This is a genomic window from Nocardia cerradoensis NBRC 101014 (assembly GCF_000308535.1).
In the GTDB taxonomy this organism is placed as follows: domain Bacteria; phylum Actinomycetota; class Actinomycetes; order Mycobacteriales; family Mycobacteriaceae; genus Nocardia; species Nocardia cerradoensis.
The window spans coordinates 20,940-37,646 of record NZ_BAFW01000061.1 but is presented as its reverse complement, the minus strand read 5'-3'; the positions used below and the strand labels follow the sequence as shown (position 1 = coordinate 37,646).

Below are 16,707 nucleotides of genomic sequence, written 5' to 3'. Positions count from 1 at the left end.
CCGGGCCTCGGTGCGACCGCGCGCCGGCGGTCGTGGGGGTGTCCTCGGGCACAGCCACCTACCCTACGTGGCCGCCGCCCGCACCGACCGGCCACAATGGGTGCGTGGGCGAGCTGCACGTGACCTTCATCTGCACCGGCAATATCTGCCGGTCGCCGATGGCCGAAAAGATCTTCGCCGCGCATCTGGAACGGGCCGGACTGGCCGATCGGGTGCGCGTGAGCAGCGCCGGCACCACCGCCTGGCACGTCGGCTCGGACGCCGACCCGCGCACGACCGCTCTGCTCACCCGGCACGGGTATCCGATCGGCCACGTCGCGGCCATGATCGGGCCCGATCATCTCGACGCCGATCTGCTGATCGCCCTGGATTCCAACCACGATCGGGAACTGACCCGGCTGCGGATTCCGGACACGCGGCGGCGACTGCTGCGCAGCTTCGACCCCGACGCCGACGATCACGACGTGCCCGATCCCTACTACGGCGACGACACCGATTTCGAGCTCGTCCGCGAGCAGATCGAGGCGGCCGTTCCGGCGCTGCTGGCCTGGGTGCGCGAACAACTCGGCGAACCCGCGACGACCGGACCGCGGCAATGAACATCCTGCGCCGGCTCACATTCCTGCTGCGGCCCAGCTGGGCGATTCTGGCGGTGGTCGTGGTCGCGTTCGCCTATCTGTGTTTCACCGTGCTCGCGCCCTGGCAGCTGGGCAAGAACACCTCGACGTCGCATCGCAACAACCTGATCGCCGCCTCCGTGAACGCCGACCCGGTTCCGGCGCAGAACCTGCTGAACACCGGCGAGGGCACACCACCGGCCGGGACGAATCCGGCCGACACCGAATGGCGGCGGGTGGTCGCCACCGGTAGCTATGTGCCGAATTCGATGGTGGTCGAGCGTTTGCAGCGGCTCGACGATCAGCCCGCGTACGGGGTCCTGGCTGCGTTCCGGCTCGACGACGGCCGGGTCGTGCTGGTCGATCGCGGCCTGATCGCGGCGGTGAACGGCTCGGATCTGCCGACGATCGCGGAACCGCCGTCGGGTCCGCAGCACATCGAGGGACGGGTCCGCAGATCCGAAGGCGTCGTCCCCGGCAAGGATCCGATGGTCCGCGACGGCCTGCGTCAGGTCTACTCGGTCGATACCGCTCAGCTCTCCACCGTGCTCGGCACGCCGCTGACCAGCTTCGCCACCGGCGAGCACGGCGGCTATCTGCAGTTGGACGCCGGCCAGCCCGGCGCCTTCACCCCGGAAGCACTCCCCCAGCTGGACGCGGGCCCGTACCTGTCCTACGGCCTGCAATGGATCGCGTTCGGTGTCATGGCACCGCTCGGCCTGGGCTACTTCGTCTACGCCGAGATCCGCGAACGCCGCCGCGACCGCGCCGCCGCGGAGGCGGCCACGGCCACTCCGAGTGAGCAGGTTCCGGCGATGAGCACCGCCGGATCGCCCGCAGCCGAATCACCAAGTGCCGCAACCGAAGACACGAGCAGCACTCCGGCCACCGCCCTCTCGGACCCGGCTCCGAAGACGCACTCCGAAACCACGCCCGTCTCCGACGCACCACCGGCCAAACCACGCTCCACCTCCGACCGCCTCGCCGACCGCTACGGCAACGCCCGCCGCTGACCGGCTCTCGCCGAATTCGCCCGCTTCGCTTCGGCTCTGGCTCGATCTACCTATTTGACTATAGATTGATATAGCTAGATTGACTCGATACGAAGCGGAGAACCGGATGAACGCCATCCAGCAGGCTTATGACGCCGTCCAGCGATCGTGGACCGGACAGCAGTGGGATGCCTGGGCGGCCACTTGCGCCCGCGACTACGCATTCGACACCGGCACCGGTCTGCGGCTGGATCTCGCGGGCACCCTGGACTGGAGCCGCGCCTGGTTCACCGCGTTCCCGGACTACGCCGAGGACATTCGCGCGCTCCACCCGGCGCCGAACTCGGCGGTCGCCGAACTGGTCGGCCGCGCCACCGCGGTGAACGACTTCGTCGTCGCCGGTGTGACGGTGCTCCCCGCGACCGGCCGGCGGTTCGAGATCGCCTACGCCAAAGTGCTGGTCTTCGACGCCGACGCGAAGGTCGTGCGGGACCGGCAATACCTGGACACCGCGGCCCTACTCCGGCAATTCGGCCCGAACTGACCGGCGGCGGCCGAGCGCATACGCGGCCGCCGCCACCGCGGCCGCCAGCTGCACTCCGTTCGACAATCGCACCGCTCGCCGCAGATCGGGCACCTGCGGAGTCCGCCCGCTGCCCAGCACCGGCCGCATCTCGATCCCGTGCCGGTACTCGGTCCGCCCGCCCAGCGCGACGCCCAGCGCACCGGCCATCGTGGCTTCGGCGACCCCCGCGTTGGGGCTCGGATGTGCTCCGGCGTCGCGGCGCCACGCCCGCCACGCATCACCGGGCCGGCCGCCCACCAGCGGAGCCAGCGCGACGGTCAGCGCACCGCTCACCCGCGCGGGCAGCAGATTCGCGAGATCGTCGACGCGCGCGGCGGCCCAGCCGAAGTTGCGGTACCGCTCGTTGCGATAGCCGATCATCGCGTCGAGGGTGTTGATCGCGCGGTAACCCAACACGCCGGGCACGCCCGCGATCGCACCCCACACCAGCGGTGCGACGGTGGCGTCGGAGGTGTTCTCGGCGATGGATTCGACTGCGGCGCGGGCCAATCCGTCGGCATCGAGCACCTCGGGATCGCGGCCGCACAGCGACGGCAGCAGCTCGCGCGCACCGCTCAACTCGCCCGCCTCCAGCCGGTCCGCCATGTCGCGTCCGGTCCGGGCGAGTGTGGTGCCGCCGAGCGCGATCCAGGTGCCGACCGCGGTGATCACGACGGTGCCGAGCCCCGCGCGCAGGCCGGAACGCCCCGCCGCTGTTCGGGGGTCGGTGCACCCGTCCCGCGTACGACCGGCCGCGCCACCGCCCTTGCGCCGATCCGCTCCGGCCGAGGCCACCGCGCGGCGCCCACGGAGAGCTCCCGATCGCCGACCGGCGATTTCCGCACCGGCACCCAGCGCGACGACCCCGCCCACCAAGACGATCTCGTGCACGACCCCGGCGGCACGCGTATCGCGGTACCAGGGCGATTCCAGCGCGGCCGCCGCCGACCCGAACAGCGCCACCGGGTGTCCCCGCCGCGGATCACCGAATATCCGATCCGCCGCGAATCCGATCAGCAGTCCCGCGGCCCGCGCCGTTCCATATCGCACCGGGCGAGACTATCGGCCGCCTCCGGCACCCCGATGTCACACTCGGCGCGGCCGCATCGTCACCATGGGGAAGCACCCCGGCGGCGGGCCCGCACGGCGAGACGAGGATGGCACCTGTGACGACCGGACACGACGATATCGACCAGACCGAACTGGCACGGCAGTTCGAGGAGCACCGCCAGTATCTGCGTCGCGTCGCCTACAGCACGCTGGGCAGCCTCAGCGATGCCGACGACGTCGTGCAGGAGGCGTGGCTGCGGCTGCAACGCTGGTACGAAACCCGTTCTCCCGGTGATCGAATCGACAATCTGCGGGCCTGGCTGACCACCGTCACCGGACGCCTCGCCCTGGATCAGCTGGGTTCGGCCCGGGCGCGGCGCGAACAGTACGTCGGCGAATGGCTGCCCGAACCGGAGGTCACCAGCTGGGACGACCCGGCCGACCGCATCTCGCAGGACGAGCGCGTCACCACCGCCCTGCTCGTGGTTCTCGAATCGCTCTCCCCCGCCGAACGCACCGCCTTCGTCCTGCAGGACATCTTCGGCATGACCGGTCCCGAGGTCGCCGACGTGGTCGGCCGCACCCCCGCCGCCGTCCGCCAGCTCGCCTCCCGCGCCCGCAAACACGTCGAGGACGGCACCCCACGCTTCCCCGCCTCCCGCGACGAACACGAGCGGGTGGTCTCGGCCTTCTCGACGGCGTGGCGGTCCGGCGATCTGAGTGGCCTGCTCGGTGTGCTCGACGAGAACGTCACCCTGACCGCCGACGGGGGCGGGCGGGTGCCGGCGATCCGGCAGCCGGTGCAGGGCGCCGAGCTGGTGGCCAAGCTGTACTTCGGCTGGTACCGCGCCGGCACCGGTGCGTGGGCGCGCATGGTTCAGGTCAACGGGCTGCCCGGGCTCATGGTGTTCGACGGCAACCATCTGGGAATCATGGCCTTCACCGTCGAAGAGGACCGCATCACCTCGATCGCGATCGTCCGCAACCCGGAGAAGCTGCACGATCTGCCCGAGGGCGAACCGGATTGGACGATGTGAGACCGGGCTCGATCACACGCGGCTCGATCAGGCTCGGCTCGATCAGGCGTGCCACCTCGCGCCGGGACCGACCCCGACCAGACCGTGCGCCCGCGCCACCGCCGCGGAATAGAGCTGTCCCGCATCGGCAGTGAGCCCGGCCTCGAGCCCCGGGTCGGCCCGGCAGGCCTCCTGCCAGCCGAGATCGGCGATGGTCCGCACATACGGCAGGGTGGCGTTGGTCAACGCGACCGTGGCGGTGTGCGGGACCGCGCCGGGCATGTTCGCGACACAGTAGAACAGCGAATTCGCCACGGCGAAGGTCGGTTCGGCGTGCGTGGTGGGATGTGAGCTCTGGAAACATCCACCCTGGTCGATGGCGATGTCGACCAGCACGGTCCCCGGCCGCATCCGCTGCACCAGGGTGTCCGGAACCAGTTGCGGCGCACGGGCTCCCGGCACCAGCACGGAACCGATCACCAGATCCGCGGCGACGACGGCCCGCTCGATATCGGCGGCATTGGCGGCGAGCGGGGTGACGCGCCCGGCGAACCGGACATCGAGTTCTCGCAACCGCACCGGATTGGTGTCGAGCACGATCACCCGCGCACCCATTCCGACCGCGACCGTCGCCGCACTCGTGCCGGCCACCCCGCCGCCGATCACCACCACTTCCGCCGGCCGCACCCCCGGCACACCGCCCAGCAACACACCGGCGCCACCTTCGGGCGCCATCAGGTGATAGGCGCCGACCTGCGGTGCGAGTTTGCCCGCGATCTCGCTCATCGGCGTCAGCAGCGGTAGCGATCCGTCGGGTCCGCGCACGGTTTCGTAGGCGATGGCGGTGACACCGGAGGCCAGCACGGCGTCGGTGCATTTCCGGGAGGCCGCCAGGTGCAGGAAGGTGAACAGCACCTGCCCGGCGCGCATACGTGAATATTCAGGGGCGACCGGCTCTTTCACCTTCAACACCAATTCCGCCTCGTCCCACACGGCGTCGGCGGACTCAGCGATGGTCGCCCCGGCGGCCGCGTAATCGGCGTCGGTGAATCCGGACCCGAGTCCGGCGCCGGATTCGATCAGCACCCGATGACCGTGCCGGGTGAGTTCGACGGCGCCGGCCGGGGCGAGGGCGACCCGGCTCTCCTGCGGTTTGATCTCGCGTGGAACCCCGATTCTCATACCGCCATCGTGGCCCTGATCCGGGCGCGGCGCCATGATCATGTCGCGGTGATTCGCCGAACCGCAACCAATCGGCAATCGATCCGCGCCCGGCCGCCCGCCGTCCTCCTCACACCGTGATCGACTCGCCCAGCGGCGGGATCCGCAGCTGCTTCGCACGCCCGCCGTAGCCGAAGGTGCGCCGCAGGTGATCGAGCGTCTCGGTGAAGTGCGCCCAGCCCTCGGCATGCACCGGCACCACGACCGCCTCGCCGAGGATCTGTGCCGCGGCCAGCGCCGTGCGCGCGTTGAGCGTGACGTCGCGATCCTCGAACCGGCCCACGTTGGCGGCGCCGACATTGAGCAGGGCGATATCGATCCGGCCGAATCGCGCCACGACGCGCTCGACGTAGTCGATGGAGGCGTTGTCGCCGGAGATGTACACCGTCGGCAGATCCTCGGCCTGCAACACGAAGCCGGTGACCGTGCCGCTCAACGCCTCGGCTCCCTCCGGCCCGTGCAGTGCGGGTACCGCGGTGACCGTGACGGCGCCGAGGGTCACCGACTCCCACACCGTCAGTCCCCGAACACCTTCCAGTCGTCCGGCCGCTTCCGGCGTGGACAGCACGGTCTCGACGCCGGCCATGACGTCGCGCCCGGCCGGATCGAGATTGTCGGGATGCTGATCGTGCGACAGCAGCACCACGTCCACCGGGCCGACCTGCTCCGCCGCGACTGCCGGTCCGGTCAGTTTGTGCAGGGTGAGCGCGCCGGCGGAGTAGTCGCCGGGTTCGTCGAAGGTCGGATCGGTCAACCAGACCAGCCCGCCGTAGTTCAGCCGGACGGTGGGGCCGCCGATGTGCAGGAGTTCGACCGTGGTGGAGAGCGTGTTCGTCATGAGCAACAGCCTGTACCGATCGGGCAGGTTCCAACAGTGGCCCGCAGGCCATGCTTCGATAAGATCGGGCCATGCATGTGGTCGCGGTGGTCGCCTTCGACGGGATCAGCCCGTTTCATCTGTCCGTTCCCGGAATGGTGTTCGGGCGCATCGGCACCAGCGTGCAGCACAGCGCGCCCTACCAGGTGCTCACCTGCGCCGAGGTACCCGGAATACTGAGCACCCCCGGCGATTTCGACCTCGTCGTGCGCCACGGCCCCGAGGCGATCGACCGCGCGGAGACCGTGGTGATTCCCAGCTGGAACCCGGAACTCCCTGTTCCCGAGTCTATTTCGTCGGCGCTGTGGCGCGCGCACGACCGCGGCGCCCGCATCGTCGGATTGTGCCGCGGTTCCTGGGTCGTCGCCGCGACCGGTCTGGCGGACGGACGCGAAGTCACCACTCACTGGGGTCTGGCCACGGCCCTGGCCCGCGCGTTTCCCGCGGTGACCGTGCGCGCGGATCGGCTGTGGACCGACCTCGGCGTTGTGGTCACCTCCGCGGGAGTGGCTGCGGCACTGGACTGTTGCCTGCACCTGGTACGCGCCGACCACGGCGCCCGCGCCGCGACCGAACTCGCGCGCACCCTGGTCCTGGCCCCCTACCGTGCCGGGTCACAGGCACAGTACATACCGCTCGCGGTGCCCGACGCCGACGACGACGATCCGATCGAACACGCGATGGTCTGGGCGCGAACACATTTGGATCATCCGATCGATCTGGACGGCTGGGCCCGCACCGCCCTGATGTCGCGGCGCACCTTCACCCGCCGCTTCCGCGAACGCACCGGCTCCAGCCCGCAGCGCTGGCTGCTCGATCAGCGCATCGACCGCGCCCGGCTGCTGCTGGAATCCACCGACGACACGATGGACCGCATCGCCGCCGAGACCGGCCTGGGCACCGCGATGAATCTGCGCCACCATTTCCACCGCACCCTCGGGCTGCCACCGGCCGCACATCGCGCCCAGTTCCGGGCCAGCTATGTTGACCTGCATGAGGATCAAGCTGGGTGAGCACGAGCCGCAGATCGACGACACCGCGTGGGTGGCGCCGACGGCCACGGTGATCGGCCGGGTGCGGCTGGGTGAACAGGTCAGCGTCTGGTACGGCGCGGTGATCCGCGGCGATCTGGAGGACATCGAGATCGGCGCCGGCACCAACATCCAGGACGGGTGCGTCCTGCACGCCGATCCGGGTTTCGCACTGCGGGTCGGCAGCGGAGTATCGGTGGGCCACAACGCGATCCTGCACGGCTGCACGATCGGCGACGACGTTCTCGTCGGCATGGGCGCGACCGTGCTCAACGGCGCGGTGATCGGTGAGGGCAGTCTGATCGCCGCCAACGCCCTGATTCCCGAGGGGGCGAAGATTCCGCCCGGCTCCCTGGTCGCGGGCGTACCGGGCAAGGTGCGGCGCGAACTCGGCGAGGCCGAACGCGATCGCATCAAGCTCAACGCCGCGGTCTATCTGCACAATATGAGCACTCACCGCGACACCGGCACCCAGCTGTGAGACGGGCCACACTGGTCAAGCGTCCATGTTGATCTCTTGGTAGCATCGTCGCAGCATGTTCGCGGTCCGCGGCAGTGAATCATCGCCTCGGGCGGCGTACTGCGACGTGGGTATGCAGGAGGTTAGACGGTGTCGTACGAGCAGTCCGGTATGCACCGACCCAAGGGGCGGATCAGTGTGGCCGATATCGCGGCCCAACCCGGTGGCATCGAGGCGCTACAGCGCCGGGTCCACGAATTACGTTCCAGCGGAAGCGATTTCGCCGCGAATGCGATCGAGCAGGAAATGGACGCCCTCAATCTACGATGAGCGCGGGCAGTCGGGGAAGTCGGTGGCGGTCCGGCGCGATGAGATAATGATCGTCAGCCTTCCGCATCGACGCGGTCATTCGCCGACTCGACTGGAGACCCCATGCCCCCTGTTCCGTCCATCCTGGCCCGCATCCTCGAGAAGCCCCGCTCCGACGGTGAGCAGCTGCTCGAGAGCGCCCTGTCGGCCTTCCTGGACTTCGGGATCAAGCGCACCAGCATGGGTGAGATCGCGCGCCGCGCCGGCATCAGCCCGGCCACGCTGTACCGCCGCTTCGAATCGAAGAACGATCTGGTCGAGGCGGTGAGCGTGCGCGAGGCCCAGCGCTTCGTCGCCGATATCGAACAGCGGGTCGGCAGCATCACCGACAACGAGGATCAGCTGGTGGAGATCTTCGTCGTCTTCATCACCGCGCTGGCGCACAACGAGCTGCTGCAGCGTCTGCTGCGCACCGAACCCGAGCTGATCCTGCCCCGACTGACCACCGACGCCGGCCCGATCCTCGCGGTGGGCCGCGCCTATCTGGGCGACAAGCTGCGCGGTCTGCAGAAGACCAACGCCGAGCTGGATTTCGATGCCGACCTCGTCGCCGAGATCATGGCCCGGCTGGCGCAATCGCTGGCATTGACGCCCGACGGGCTGATTCCGCTCTCGGATGCGGAGGCCGCCCGCGCCTTCGCCCGGCGGACCTTGCTGCCGATGGTCGGCGGGCGCACCGCCTGACCGCCACGCGGGTGTGCCTACCCGGTCTCGCCCAGCCCGAACGCCGCTGCCACCCGCCGGTCGAGCAGCGCGGCATCAGGTTCGGCTCCACCGTTGGCCAAGTCGCCGGCCAGATCGGTGAGCTTCTGTCCCGCACCGGTATTCGGATCGGGCAGTGGAAGCCGGGTGACGTACTGCGTGATCCACCGCCGCCGCCCGGCATAGAGCCGATTTCCGCACACGGCATCGTAGAACCGCAGCCCGAGCGTCGAATTGGCCACGCCCATCAGCAAATAGGCGAGGCGCTCGTCGCCGATATCGGCCAGCGACATCCAGTAGCAGTCGCCGTTCACCACCGCCCCGCTGCGGTCGAGCGCGAACCGCGGCGCCACACTGATATCCGGGAACACCACCTTCGGCCGGCACCACAGATGCGGTCGCTGCGGCACCCAGATCTCGAACCACTCCCGCCCGGTGCCGGTGAGGTAGTCGCGAGCGGCCAGAGTGTCCTTGTGCTGAGCGAGATAGGCTGCGGCGCGCGGGTATTCGTTCAGGTCGATCGGTGTGCGGCAGGTACAGGAAGCGTCGTAGGGATACAGCACGCGAGTATCGTGGGCGCGGGCGATTCGCCACGGAACGAGATCGTGATGAGTCAGTAGCCCGTGGAGCAGCTCGGGCTCCGGGCAGCACGGCCGATCCTCCCAACGGTCGGAGATGAAGATTCGATCCGCATTCGTCTTGATTCCGACCCTGATTCGCGCGACCTCACCGAATGTGCGCCACGTGCCGGCGGCGATTCGCGCCAACCAGGCGTCGGTATCCGGGCGCGACATGCGCCACGGAGTCGCGGGATCGAAAGTGCTCGTGAGCGATTCGTCTTCGCACTTCACGTCGGCGTCGACACCCTCGACGGGTGTCCCTGCCATCCCGGATTCAGCGTCATGCTCGCGACCGATCCAGATGCTGCGGTGCGCCGAAACACCACCGGCGGGTCGGCTCGCCCCCGCTAGGCTTGCGCCCACTGGCGACTCTCCACTCGCCATGGACTTTTCGCTCGACGGTGACTTCCCGCTGGCCGACGCCACGGAGGGGGCCATACCGGGCTCCGGATTCCGCACTCGCCCCGCGCTGTCGTGCGCACCGGTCCACAGCGTTCCGGTCTCCACCGCGATGCGGCGCCCGCCGTGTTCCACCACGGAATCGGCCGGGCCGACCAAAGCGTCGAACAGGTCGGCCTCGGCCGTCGGTTCGCGCTCCGACTCGTAGGCCGTGACAAACCGGCAGGTTCGTTTCTCGCGCCCGCGCACAGCGATCGTCACCGCGGGCAGCACCGCCGCCTCGAACAGCCGAGTATCCCCGAGGTCGTAAAGCTCCACCGGCGTCAGCTCCGCATACAGCAACGCCCGCAGATTCGCCCCCGCCTTCGTGCTGAGGAATCGGTTGGCGCACAGCAGACCCAGCACTCCGCCGGGCCGCAGCAACCGCGGAATCGTCGCGACGAACGGGTGGGTCAGATCGATACGTCCCGACAACCCGAACTGCTTGCTCAACATCTGCGCGGTCGCGCCGCCCAGCTGCTGGGTCCGCACATACGGCGGGTTCGTGATCACGGCATCGAAGTGGGCGTCGGCCAACTCGGTTACGGCACAGAGGTAATCACCCACCCGCCAATCGATCACGACACGATTCGGCGGCGCGGCATCGGCCCCAGACACCGCATCGAAAGACGCACCGACGCCCTTGGCCACCCGCGATCCCGCCCACGATCCGGCGGTGCCCTTCTCCGGCCAGACCTGCGACGAGCTCCCGAATCGGCTGTTCCACGCCACACCCCTGGCCTGAGCTTCGTCAACCGCTGCGGCATTCAGGTCGTACCCCACCAGATGCAGGGAAGTACCCGGAAAGCGTTGCGCGGCAACGCGTGCCACCGCCGACAACAACTCCCCATCCCCACAGGCGGGATCGAGCACCGACAATTCACGACCAGGTCGCACATGCGCGAGCATTCGCTCCGCGAGAAACGCCGCCAACCGCGGCGGCGTGTAATGCCGCCCGTGCCGTTTCCGCGCCCCACCCCCGCCCGGCTCCCGTCCCGCCCGGCGGTCTGCTGCTGGCTGCTCCCGCCCGCCGCGCATGTCCGCATTGTGCCTGCTGCGAGCACAAATGTGGGCTAAGTCGACGTATCGCGCCCCGAAGGTCAGCCTCTACCGGCGCGAGCGATCACGGCGGCACAGACCCTGCCGTACGCCCGACCGGCCTCCATGTCGAACGGAATCGGGTCGCATTCGTTCTCGGGCCCCTGCGGGGAAGTCGGTCGTCCAACGCGGCGGATCGTGATGGTCGTGTCGATGATTTCCCGGTCCGGTCGGGAGGATCAGCACTCGTACGGATCGTCCGATTCCTGATCCGCCGTGTGATCCTGGTCCGCGCGGAAGCTGCTCACATCGAGAGCCGGAGTTGCGCGGGACATCGAGGCGAAGTCGAGACGCGCAACAAACCTGCGGCGTCGCCGTAGCGATACGAGTCGTCCGAGGTCGTGCTGGGTATTCTCGGATTTGGGGCTCATGAAAACAAGATACGGCCGGATGGCACGCGGTGTTTCCGAGTGTCACGGGCTCGTTCACCGGCGTTGGACACGCTCCTCCGGCGGGCCGACCGTTCCCCGATCACGCAGGTAGGTCTCCAAGGCGTCCAGATCGGTCGGGCCGACCGTCGTGTCCGTACCCCGGGTGAACACCGCGAATCCGTCGCCGCCGGAGGCGAGGAAGTTGTTGGTGGTCACCCGGTAGGTCGCGACCGGATTCACGGGCTGGCCGCCGATGCGGACGGAGTCGGCGACCACCTTGTGCCCCGGCGCGGCCTTGTCGTCGTAGGCATAGGAGATGCCCGCGACCGAGAGCACGGCCGGTTTGCTCTTGTTGTCCCACTGCTGTTCCAGCAGGTCCAGGATCTGGCGGCCGGTCAGGGTCACGGTGACGACCTGATTGCCGAACGGCTGCGTCTCGTAGATGCTGCCGTAGGTGATCGGCCCGGGACCGATATCGGCGCGCACCCCGCCCGGATTCATGAACGCCGCGACGGCTCGAGCCGAATCGTGGGTGACGTCGAGCATCGCATCGGCGATCACCGCACCCAGCGGGGATTCACCGCCGCCGCGATCGCTGCGCGTCAGTGGCGCCGTGGCGGTGCCCACCACCCGTTGCGCTCGCGGCGCCGCCTGGCCGGAGAAGAACCCGATCAACTTGTCCACCGCCGGATCGGGAGCGACATCGCGCGTGACCACCCGGTTCACCGCGTGCGCGGACACCTTCCCGTGGTCGAACCGCAGTGTCACGTCGGTGATCAGGCGGCCGTAGGACGCGGCCTGGGTCACCACCTTGCCGTCGAATTCGCAGTTGTAGGCCTGATGGCTGTGCCCGGTGAGCAGCACCCGGACGGCGGGATCCGTATGCGCCGCCAACGCCGGCACATCGGGACTGATGTCGGCGCAACCGTTGTAGTCGGTGGTCTTCGCCGGTGTGCCCTGCGCACCGCCGTCGTGCACCAGGGCGACAACGGTTTCCGCACCGGCCTGCTTCATGGCAGGCACGTACTTGTTGATCGCCTCGGCCTCCTCGCCGAAGGTGTAGCCGCGAATGCCTTCGGGGAAAACGAGATTCACCGTATCCGGCGTCACCACACCGACCACACCGATCTTGTGCCCGCCGATCGTCAGCATCGTCCACGGCCGCACCCCGGCCGGGGGCTCACCGCGGGAATCGGTGAGATTGGCGGCGAGGAAATCGAACCGCGCACCCGTGAACGGCTCCCCCGGCGAGCACCCGTCGAGCGCACAACCGCCCGCCCGCAACCGTCCCAGCTCGACGACGCCGTGGTCGAGCTCGTGATTACCCACCGCCGACGCCGCGACCCCTGCCTGATTCAGGAAGTCGATCGTCGGCTCGTCGTGAAACAGCGACGACACCAGCGGACTCGCCCCGATATTGTCCCCCGCCGACACCACCGCACTGTCCGGATACGCCGCCCGCAACCGCTGCAGATGCGTGGCCAGGTACGCCGCCCCACCCGCGGTGTACTCCCCCACCTGCCCGTTGCTCGCCTCCGGCGGTTCCAGATGGCCGTGCAGATCGTTGAACCCGAACAGATGCACCTCACCGGCCTGCGCCGACGGAAGGTCGCCGGTGGACACCAGAGGTATCGCGCCCTGATGTGCGGTTTCGCTGCCCCCACCGCATCCGGACAGCGCGACCAGACTCATCGCGACGACACCACCGGCCGCCATGCGCCGCAGAACACCCATACCGTCAGACTCTGACATACCGGAACGTCCCGGAATCGACAGTTCGGTGAACTCTGCTGTCGCCCTGCGGTTCCGCCTACCCGGAACGGTCGATCACACGGCGGCGACGCCGACGCGCACATGCCGAGGCTCCGACACGAGAGGTTGCGATGCCGATGCCGGTGAGGCAGCGCCGGAAGCGATTGCGCCGCATTCGCTCTCGGCACACGCGAACACGACAGCGGCGTCGGGCCGGCACGCGCATATGCCGACGCTCCGGCGCGCGCCGTTGTGACGGCCCTGCTGTGCGGCGGCGCCGGAAGCCGCTGCGCCGCATTCGATCCCGGGTGCGGGCGAATACGACGCCGACCGGGCGGATCCGTCAGCTCACCGTGATCGGCAACGTCTCCCAGCCCCGCACCGTCGAGGTCGATGACAAAGTGATGTTGTCCCAGTCGACATCCCAGGTCGGGAAGCGGCGCAGCAATTCCTCGAGCGCTACGCGGCCCTCCAGCCGGGCCAGCGCCGCGCCCAGGCAGAAGTGGGTGCCGAGGCCGAAGGTGCGCAGGTTGCTGATCTTGCGGTGGATGTCGAACCGCTCGGGACCGTCCCAGCGCTCCTCGTCACGGTTCGCCGACGCGATCAGGAGCATCATCGCGCTCCCGGCGGGCACGGTGGTCCCGTAGAGCTCCACATCTTTCGTGACGTAGCGGGCGATGGCGTGCCCGGTGGGCTCGAACCGCAGCGTCTCCTCGATCGCGTTCGGGATCAGGCTCGGATCGGCGACGAGTTCGGCGCGCTGTTCGGGGTGACGAGCGAGCAGCGCCCCCAGCCAGCCGATCAGCCTGGCGGTGGTCTCGTTACCGGCTCCGGCGACGACCGAGACATAGGTCAGGATCTCGTCGCGCGTCAACGTCCGCGTCACGCCCTCGGTGTCGACGAATTCGGCGCGCATCAACTCGGTCATCAGATCGTCGGACGGATTGTCCGCGCGCCAGTCGATGTATTGCGCGAACTGCTCCGCATCCGGAATCGCCTTGTCGGAGATCTGCATCCCCTGCCCGGGTTCGGTGCGCAGCGCGCTGTCGGCCTTGTCGCGCACGGTCTGCTGATCGGCCTCCGGAATGCCGAGCAGCATGCCGATCACCCGCATCGGCACCTCGTTCGCGAACGCGGTCATCAGATCGAACTGGTCTTTCCCGGCGAGCCGGTCCAGCGACCGCCGGCACAGGTCGCGGATCTGCGGCTCCAGCGACATCACCCGCCGGGGTGTGAACACCCGCTTGAGCAGCGCGCGGTGAATGTCGTGCGCCGGCGGATCCTCCATCAGCAACGTGCCCGGCGGAATCTCGATCCCTGCCTTGATGATCTCCAGGATCGGCCCCCGCGACGACGAGTACGTCTCCCAATCGAGCAGCGCCGGATCGATATCCGACGCGCGGGTGAGGGCATAGAAGTCGTGCTTGTCGTTGTAGTAGAGCGGCGCTTCCGCCCGCATCCGCCGATAGATCGGGTAGGGATCCTTGGCGATCTCGCGGTCGAACGGGTCCCAGTAGACCGCGTCGGCGCTATCGGGCGCGGGGGCGTCGTCGAGTGCTGTGGCAGGGCGAGGCGTGTCAGGCATGGAAGCATTCTCCCTCAACGAGAATGATAATTCCATAGCCGAGAATATCGATACCGTACGTGAGGCGTCGACAGGGCCGCCTCACATCGGTGACACCAAGGCGCGAGATGTCGGCAGTGATGCCAACCCAGGGGTTGCGACGGCCCGACCAGCCGGGGGCGAAGACGCCTCGGTGTCGGCATCGGCAGCCTGCATCGGGCGCACATTCGCACGGAGACCGGCCGGGCGTACCGGCCCTCGCAGGCACCGACCAGGTGGAAGGCCGAGCCAGGCCAGGATTTCCCGGAAGCGTCGAGCGATCGGGTCGAGCTGATATTCCGTCCGGTCGGAATCTGTTGTCTCATCTCACTTTTCGATCGAGAATCCCCGCTCTAGCAGCCCACCAGCGGCGACGTCGCGAAAGCCCTTGTAGCGCAGTGTTATCACGGGACTTCTCGTGGAAGCCCTCGGTTAACGTTGATGTGTTACAACGCTTCTGGAGGTCGAACCGGCCATGCTGATAATCAACGGCGACATCACCAAACCGAAGACCGAACAGCAGGTCGTCGAATGGCTCGCGAACTACGTCACCCAGCCCGGAATCGCCGTCTCCGGCGTCTACGTCCCGAGGCTGGACGGCGGGAGCACCGAAGCCGGACTCCTGGTTTTCACCCCGCACGCGGTGGCTGTCATCGAGGTCGACGCGCTACGCAAGAAGGCCCGCGGACCGCTGTCCTGTTCGATGAACGAGCGGTGGTCGGCCCCCGGCATCCACGGCGACCCGGTCCCACTCCGCGGCGACGGCCTCAACCCCCTGCACCAAGTACGCAGGCCCGTCTCCGCCCTGCGAACCTTCGTCGCCGAACTGACACGCGGCCCGGAACCGTTCGTCGACGGCCTGATCCTGCTCATGCCCAAGTCCGGCAACACGCTCACCCTCGACAAGGGCCCGATGCCCGGCGGTTTCACCGTCCTGCTCGGCGACAGCGCCTCCCAGCTGTACTCGTGGTTCGGCCGCACCGCCCAGCACCGCGACCGAACCCCATGGACAGCCGAATTGGTCGTTACCGTACTGACGGCCCTGCGAGTCGACCGCACCCGCGACGCCGAAAGCCGCCGGCGGCTCTACGCCGACCTGGTGGCGGAAGGCTTTCCGACCGAAATGCCGGCGGCTCGGCGGGAGGGAGATCCAGAATCGGCCGCGTCGACCCCAGCACCCGCACCCGCACCCGCACCCGCACCCGCACCCGCACCCGCACCCGCACCCGCACCCGCACCCGCACCCGCACCCGCACCGAGAGTGGATCCCACACCGGCTGTCGCGTCGACATCCGATTCGACACCTGCACCGACTGGCGCGGATGTCCCAACGAGGGAGCCCACGAAGTCCGCCCCGATCCCCCCGTCAGCCCCTCCCCGGAAAACGGACGAGCCGACCCTCACCCCTTCGTTGTCCAACACCGTCGCCCCCACCACGCCGATCACGTCCCCCCAGGCTGACGCGCCGGAGCCCAACCGGCACGAGCCGGACACAGACTTCACGAACGTCGGCCCTCGACCCCAACCCCCGGCAAACCACCGCCTCCGCACCGCACTCCTGGGAATCGCCGCCGCCCTGATCCTCGTCTGCGGCATCGGCTACATGGCCGGCAAAGACCACCCCCGCGCCCAACCCGGTTCCCAACCGGCACCATCCCAGGTCCGCCCGCCGGAGAAGGCAACCCCAGCCTCGATCTCACCAACGCCGACCACCGAATCACCGCACACACAACAGCGTTCGACATCACCTGCGGAAGGAGGAGCAACCTGCTACCCGTTCCAAGCAGGCTGCTGAATCCCGGTGAATTGCCAACAAGTGAGTCCGGGGAGCGCGGACAGCTGGGTCGTCAGTCGTGATGACGCCTGACGACCCTCCTGAACCGAATTCGAGCGCAGACGCTTGCGCCGCCTCTTCGGTCGACGGC

At 68.5% G+C, this 16,707-nt stretch carries 15 protein-coding genes; 9 read left to right on the top strand and 6 right to left on the bottom strand.

Annotated elements, in window-relative coordinates; translation table 11 throughout:
• The first annotated feature begins 104 nt into the window (after nucleotides 1–104).
• The 3 genes from ON23_RS07750 to ON23_RS07740 all read left to right on the top strand — a co-directional run bounded on the left by ON23_RS07750 (nucleotide 105) and on the right by ON23_RS07740 (nucleotide 2,153).
• Nucleotides 105–599, top strand: coding sequence for a low molecular weight protein-tyrosine-phosphatase (locus tag ON23_RS07750; protein WP_039777167.1), 495 nt, complete (start codon nucleotides 105–107; stop codon nucleotides 597–599).
• Nucleotides 600–604: 5 nt separating this feature from the next.
• Entirely contained in the window at nucleotides 605–1,630 is a 1,026-nt protein-coding gene (locus tag ON23_RS07745) for an SURF1 family cytochrome oxidase biogenesis protein (protein WP_083903767.1), read from the top strand.
• 106 nt (nucleotides 1,631–1,736) lie between these two features.
• The gene (locus tag ON23_RS07740; RefSeq protein WP_039777166.1) at nucleotides 1,737–2,153 is read left to right on the top strand and encodes an ester cyclase; all 417 of its coding nucleotides are present in this window, start codon (nucleotides 1,737–1,739) and stop codon (nucleotides 2,151–2,153) included.
• On the opposite strand, the gene ON23_RS07735 is transcribed toward ON23_RS07740, so the two are convergent.
• A complete protein-coding gene (locus ON23_RS07735; protein WP_039777165.1) occupies nucleotides 2,127–3,224 on the bottom strand; it encodes a cobalamin biosynthesis protein in 1,098 nt (365 codons plus the stop codon). The two genes, ON23_RS07740 and ON23_RS07735, sit on opposite strands and share 27 nt — an antisense overlap.
• A 116-nt stretch (nucleotides 3,225–3,340) precedes the next feature.
• On the opposite strand from ON23_RS07735, the gene sigJ reads away from it, so the two are divergent.
• A complete protein-coding gene (gene sigJ, locus ON23_RS07730; protein ID WP_223273418.1) occupies nucleotides 3,341–4,261 on the top strand; it encodes an RNA polymerase sigma factor SigJ in 921 nt (306 codons plus the stop codon).
• Between the two features lie 42 nt (nucleotides 4,262–4,303).
• Here the strand turns inward: sigJ and ald are convergent, their stop codons facing one another.
• Together ald and ON23_RS07720 are read right to left on the bottom strand one after the other, a co-directional pair.
• Nucleotides 4,304–5,422: an alanine dehydrogenase gene (gene ald, locus ON23_RS07725; RefSeq protein ID WP_039777176.1), complete on the bottom strand. Its 1,119-nt coding sequence runs from the start codon at nucleotides 5,420–5,422 to the stop codon at nucleotides 4,304–4,306.
• Between the two features lie 109 nt (nucleotides 5,423–5,531).
• Nucleotides 5,532–6,299 (bottom strand): MBL fold metallo-hydrolase, encoded by a 768-nt coding sequence (locus tag ON23_RS07720; RefSeq protein ID WP_039777163.1) that lies wholly within the window; start codon nucleotides 6,297–6,299, stop codon nucleotides 5,532–5,534.
• A 71-nt stretch (nucleotides 6,300–6,370) separates the two neighbouring features.
• On the opposite strand from ON23_RS07720, the gene ON23_RS07715 reads away from it, so the two are divergent.
• The 4 genes from ON23_RS07715 to ON23_RS07700 all read left to right on the top strand — a co-directional run bounded on the left by ON23_RS07715 (nucleotide 6,371) and on the right by ON23_RS07700 (nucleotide 8,882).
• On the top strand, nucleotides 6,371–7,351 hold the full coding sequence (locus ON23_RS07715; RefSeq protein WP_039777162.1) for a GlxA family transcriptional regulator: 981 nt from the start codon (nucleotides 6,371–6,373) through the stop codon (nucleotides 7,349–7,351).
• Nucleotides 7,332–7,850 (top strand): gamma carbonic anhydrase family protein, encoded by a 519-nt coding sequence (locus ON23_RS07710; protein ID WP_174376465.1) that lies wholly within the window; start codon nucleotides 7,332–7,334, stop codon nucleotides 7,848–7,850. The genes ON23_RS07715 and ON23_RS07710 overlap by 20 nt, the downstream gene beginning before the upstream one ends.
• Nucleotides 7,851–7,979: 129 nt before the next feature.
• Nucleotides 7,980–8,159, top strand: coding sequence for a hypothetical protein (locus ON23_RS07705; RefSeq protein ID WP_039777160.1), 180 nt, complete (start codon nucleotides 7,980–7,982; stop codon nucleotides 8,157–8,159).
• Nucleotides 8,160–8,261: 102 nt separating this feature from the next.
• Entirely contained in the window at nucleotides 8,262–8,882 is a 621-nt protein-coding gene (locus tag ON23_RS07700; RefSeq protein ID WP_039777159.1) for a TetR/AcrR family transcriptional regulator, read from the top strand.
• Nucleotides 8,883–8,899: 17 nt separating this feature from the next.
• Here the strand turns inward: ON23_RS07700 and ON23_RS37785 are convergent, their stop codons facing one another.
• From ON23_RS37785 to ON23_RS07675, 3 genes are all read right to left on the bottom strand, one after another.
• On the bottom strand, nucleotides 8,900–10,996 hold the full coding sequence (locus tag ON23_RS37785; protein WP_244969788.1) for an Eco57I restriction-modification methylase domain-containing protein: 2,097 nt from the start codon (nucleotides 10,994–10,996) through the stop codon (nucleotides 8,900–8,902).
• Nucleotides 10,997–11,481: 485 nt separating this feature from the next.
• Complete coding sequence (locus tag ON23_RS07680) at nucleotides 11,482–13,161, bottom strand: bifunctional metallophosphatase/5'-nucleotidase (protein ID WP_223273420.1); 1,680 nt, start codon at nucleotides 13,159–13,161, stop codon at nucleotides 11,482–11,484.
• Nucleotides 13,162–13,522: 361 nt separating this feature from the next.
• Nucleotides 13,523–14,764 (bottom strand): cytochrome P450, encoded by a 1,242-nt coding sequence (locus ON23_RS07675; RefSeq protein WP_051042213.1) that lies wholly within the window; start codon nucleotides 14,762–14,764, stop codon nucleotides 13,523–13,525.
• Nucleotides 14,765–15,257: 493 nt separating this feature from the next.
• Between ON23_RS07675 and ON23_RS39560 the strand changes: the two genes are divergently transcribed.
• A complete protein-coding gene (locus ON23_RS39560) occupies nucleotides 15,258–16,577 on the top strand; it encodes a nuclease-related domain-containing protein (protein WP_039777157.1) in 1,320 nt (439 codons plus the stop codon).
• Nucleotides 16,578–16,707 lie beyond the last annotated feature (130 nt).